The sequence below is a fragment of the Nitrospirota bacterium genome (assembly GCA_016212215.1).
GTDB lineage: Bacteria > Nitrospirota > 9FT-COMBO-42-15 > HDB-SIOI813 > HDB-SIOI813 > JACRGV01.
Genome location: JACRGV010000016.1, coordinates 1 through 4,489 on the forward strand (window position 1 = coordinate 1; position 4,489 = coordinate 4,489).

The window sequence follows — 4,489 nt, forward strand, 5'->3', positions numbered from 1 at the left end:
TCCCCTACTTCACTACACTCTTCAAAATAATTTGACATGACGGCTCTCCTTTCATTGTTGGATACCATCATGCCATCTTCCCCTCAACTTGTGAAGATGGGGTTATTTAACCGCTTACTAACCAGCTATAGAAATATTCTTATCTGAGGTTAAAGTAGCAGGATGAGATATTGCTGTCAAGATGTTAGTGTCAATGTGTGTGTCAATGTTAGTGTCAATCCAACCTGGGCTTGACATGGTTCTATGCCTGTGTAAAGATTCTGAAAAAGTAAAGAATCCATATTAATGACAAACTCGTGGAGGTAATAAATGTTAGGGGCTTTAAAACTTCAGGTAAAACAGGAAGAGATTATTGATGCCATAAAAGGTATGAAAAAAAAGGATAGAGATGCATTCCTCGAAGACATACTTGCAGCTACATCTCCAGAGTACCTTAAGAGTATCAGGGAAGCGAGGGCCGATTATAAGGCAAAAAGAGTAAAGACCCATGAAGAGGTCTTCGGGAAGTGAAATATGACCTTGTCTATACCCAAAGGGCTGTAAAAGATATAGAAAAGTTAGACCATAAAATAAAAGACAGAATAGGTAAGACCCTTCTCCGTTATAAGGTTGATCCTTTACACCATGCTGAAAGACTTACTGATTCCAACCTCGGTTCTTATCGTTTCAGGGTAGGAGATTACAGGATTGTTTTTGATATAGAGAAAGATAAGATTGTTGTCTTGAGGGTAGGGCATAGAAGAGAGATTTACAAACAAAGGTAGATATGATTTTGTAATGATTTCGGGTAAAAATTATTGTGCTAAAATTGTGCTAATTTTGTGCTAAAACAGGTCGGAACAGATAGAATTAACAGGAATCAACTGGAATAGATATAAAGCCTTAACCCCTTGATTCTTAATATAAAAAGGGAAACCAGACCGAGAATCAAGGAGTTATATGTTTTCCTACTAATCAAGCTCTTAATCAGCGGGTCGGAGGTTCAATCCCTCCACGGCTCACCAGGATTTTCAAGGGGTTAGGAGATTTTCTAACCCCTTTTTTATTATTTAAAACGCCCGTGTAGATACAGTGTAGAAATTCGTTATTAGCCTTTTGAAATTTAAATCGTAACTATATCAAACTCCTCTACATGTATCCCCGCGTCACTCTTTATGATTATCCTCTTCTGGAATTCCTTTTCCAGTTCCTCTAGGATGTGTCTTTCGTCATCAAAGATATGGCCTGCGACGCTGGGGTGGACGGTGACGATGACCTTTCTGTCTTTTGTTGTGCGGGAGATCTTTCTTATTTTTCTGAATATCTCATAGCAGACTGTTGTAGGGGATTTTGTGTAGCCATGTCCGTTGCAGTAGTGGCACGGCTCGCACAGTGTGCGCATGATATTTTCCCTTGTCCGCTTTCTCGACATCTCTATCAGGCCAAGCTCTGACATCCGTATGATATTGGTCTTTGCACGATCCTGTGAGAATGCCTCCTGCATGGAATTGAAGACCTTGTCCCTGTTCTTCTCCTTTTCCATGTCAATAAAATCTATAATGATTATCCCGCCTATGTTCCTGAGCCTGAGTTGGTAGGCCACCTCTTTGACAGCCTCAAGGTTAGTCTGGGTGATGGTCTCTTCAGGGTCCCTCTTGCCGACATATTTACCTGTATTTACATCTATAACTGTCAGTGCCTCAGTGTGGTCAATAACAATGTATCCGCCGGACTTTAACCACACCTTCTTATCCAATGCCCTGTTTAACTCAGCCTCTATGCCGTAAGATTCAAATAACGATTCATCCCCCTGATATAACTCCACCCTCGGCAGCATGGCCGGAAGATAGAGGCGTACAAACTCCTTTATCCTTTCATATTCTGTCCTTGAATCTATAACAAGCCTGTCTATACTGCTTGTAAATATGTCCCGCACAGTCCTGAATATCAGGTCAAGTTCGGAATAGAGCATGACAGGTGCAGTAGGTCCATCTTTCTTCTTCTGAACATTCTCCCATAACAGTTCGAGGAATTCTGCGTCAGCGGCCAGTGATTCTTTATCAACCCCCTCGCTTGCAGTCCTGACAATATATCCCATCCCTTCCTTTTTAATCTCCTGCACCATCTCCTTTAATCTTGTACGCTCCTTGCCGTCTTTGATACGCCGGGATATCCCGATGTGGTCTACTGTCGGCATCAATACAATGTGCCGGCCCGGTAAAGATATATAAGATGTGATGCGTGCCCCTTTTGTCCCTATAGGTTCTTTAGCGACCTGAACCACAATCTCCTGCCCTTCCTGCAGTATCTCTTCAATACTGTATTTTGTAGATTTAAGTTCCAGCTTGCCGTCAAAACCCTCTTCTTCAATCATCCTTGCATATTCTTCAGCATCAGCACCGGCATCGCTGACGTACAGAAAGGCAGCCCGATCAAGGCCGATGTCAACAAAGGCCGCCTGAATCCCCGGAAGGATTTTGACCACCTTGCCTTTGTAAATATTCCCTACGACCCCGCTCTCTTTTCTCCTGTCAATATAGAGTTCTGCAACCTCTTTATTTTCCATGAGGGCAACTCTCGTCTCTTCAGGTGCTGCATTTATTATTATCTCTGTAGGCATATCTGCTCCCTTGGCTTCGTCCAGGGAATACCATCAGGAGACACAATCTCTCCTCCCCTGTTTCCATAAAGCCCTGTTCGTTTTATTAGTAATCCGGTTAGTATTTCATTTATTATTTTGGGGTCATTAGCATTTATATTAAGCATGGCACTTATTACATCTGAAGGACGACAACATTCATTACCGACAGATTTTAATAAAATAAACATCATACCATTTTCCACCTGACTTATATATTCTATAAACGGCCTTGTGTTTATCTTCCGTACAACCTTCCTTCCGTCCTTTTCAACAAGCCTGGTTGCCCATAACTCTCCGGTTTCGGGAAGATTAAGAATATTGTGATTTAATTCATCCGAAAATACCCCCCCCATGCCCCCCCTTGAAAAAAGGGGGGGATTTATGGAGTTGAACCTTATCTGATAGGCATAGTATTTAATGAATGAATTCAGTGATGGCGAATTGTAAGGTATCTCTTTCACACTTAACAGTTGGAGTCCTGCGGGGAGACGTTTATTCACCTCATTCCTGAATGTATCCGCAGAAACAGCGCCCGTTAACTCCACATCCATATATTCGCAGATACCCTCTACGCCAACAGGAAGTGCCGGGCCAAAGGAAAGTTTAGGATGAGGGTGAAAACCTTCAGAGAATGAAGTAGGCATAGATGCCCTCCTGAATGCCCTTGAGAATGTACTGATTATCTCAAGCTGTGACAGCATCCTCATATCCCCGGTCTTTTCATAGCATACACGGAGCATGTGCGGAGTGTGGGGTGCGGAGTGAGAAGTATCTCTTAGCTCACCCTCACCCTGCCCCCCTCCCGTCAAGGGAGGGGGTATTGTTATCTTATTTCTTGCTTCTGACTTCTTGCTTCTTACTTCTTCTGTCTGACTTCTAACTTCTTGCTTCTTACTTCTTGCGATTGGTCTTATTCCTTCTTCCTTTCTCCCCCTCACCGCATCCATGTCACACACGCCGCAGTTGGGACAGTTGCCGTATCTGCAATCAGGAATAAGTCGCCCGCTTACAGCCCTGTTATATTCTTTGATGAGGAATTCTTTTGTGACGCCGGTTTCTATATGTTCCCACGGAAGTACCTCATCTAAAAAGATATTTCTTGATGAATAAAAATCAGGGTCAATATTACATTGCTCAAACGCAGACTTCCATTTCTGAGCATCAAACCTATCTGTCCAACTGTCAAAACGCGACCCAAGTTTCCATGTCGCCTCAATTACGCTTGAGAGCCTTCTGTCTCCCCTTGAAAACACTGCCTCAAGATAACTCATCTCAAGGTTGTGGAACTTGAAAGATACACCAACCTTATAAAGGCCGGCCTTCAGATACTTGATCCTGCGTTCTATCTCCTCGCGTGACACCTGTCCATACCACTGAAAAGGTGTATGCGGTTTCGGTACAAATGTAGATACACTGACTGTAATATCCTTTCCCCTTTTTCCATATCTCCTTGCTATGTCTTTTGCCCTCTTCGCAAGACTTACAATACCATCCAGATCCTCATCTGTCTCAGTAGGAAGGCAGACCATAAAGTAGAGTTTTAATGACTTTACCCCCCTCTTAAATACATCATGCACTGTTGTCTCGAACACGCCCTCATCCATCTCCTTATTAATTACCTTCCTCAGCCTGTCTGTACCGGCCTCTGGGGCTACTGTGAAACTTGAGTTCTTTTCTGTTGTTATCTGGTCAATAAGGGTTGGGGTCAGTGTCTCTACCCTTAAAGATGGGAGAGAGAATGAGACATGCTCATCAGTATATTTCTTTAAAAGGGTGTCCATCATATCACTAAGGCATCCAAAATCTCCTGTACTAAGTGAAGATAGAGTAACCTCTTCATAGCCTGTATTTTTAAGGGCGTCCTCTAAA

Annotated in this window: 4 protein-coding genes; 2 read left to right on the forward strand and 2 right to left on the reverse strand. The window is 42.9% G+C overall.

Annotated elements, in window-relative coordinates:
- Nucleotides 1-309 precede the first annotated feature (309 nt).
- Together HZA08_01945 and HZA08_01950 are read left to right on the forward strand one after the other, a co-directional pair.
- Entirely contained in the window at nt 310-510 is a 201-nt protein-coding gene (locus HZA08_01945) for a hypothetical protein (GenBank protein MBI5192185.1), read from the forward strand.
- Nucleotides 507-764: a type II toxin-antitoxin system RelE/ParE family toxin gene (locus HZA08_01950; protein MBI5192186.1), complete on the forward strand. Its 258-nt coding sequence runs from the start codon at nt 507-509 to the stop codon at nt 762-764. Before HZA08_01945 ends, HZA08_01950 begins: the two co-directional genes overlap by 4 nt.
- A 338-nt stretch (nt 765-1,102) precedes the next feature.
- Here the strand turns inward: HZA08_01950 and HZA08_01955 are convergent, their stop codons facing one another.
- Together HZA08_01955 and HZA08_01960 are read right to left on the reverse strand one after the other, a co-directional pair.
- Nucleotides 1,103-2,599 carry an Rne/Rng family ribonuclease gene (locus tag HZA08_01955; protein ID MBI5192187.1) on the reverse strand — a complete coding sequence of 499 codons (1,497 nt, stop codon included), beginning with the start codon at nt 2,597-2,599 and terminating at the stop codon, nt 1,103-1,105.
- A partial coding sequence (locus HZA08_01960) for a DUF2344 domain-containing protein (GenBank protein ID MBI5192188.1) occupies nt 2,584-4,489 on the reverse strand: 1,906 nt, incomplete at its 5' end. The genes HZA08_01955 and HZA08_01960, both read right to left, overlap by 16 nt.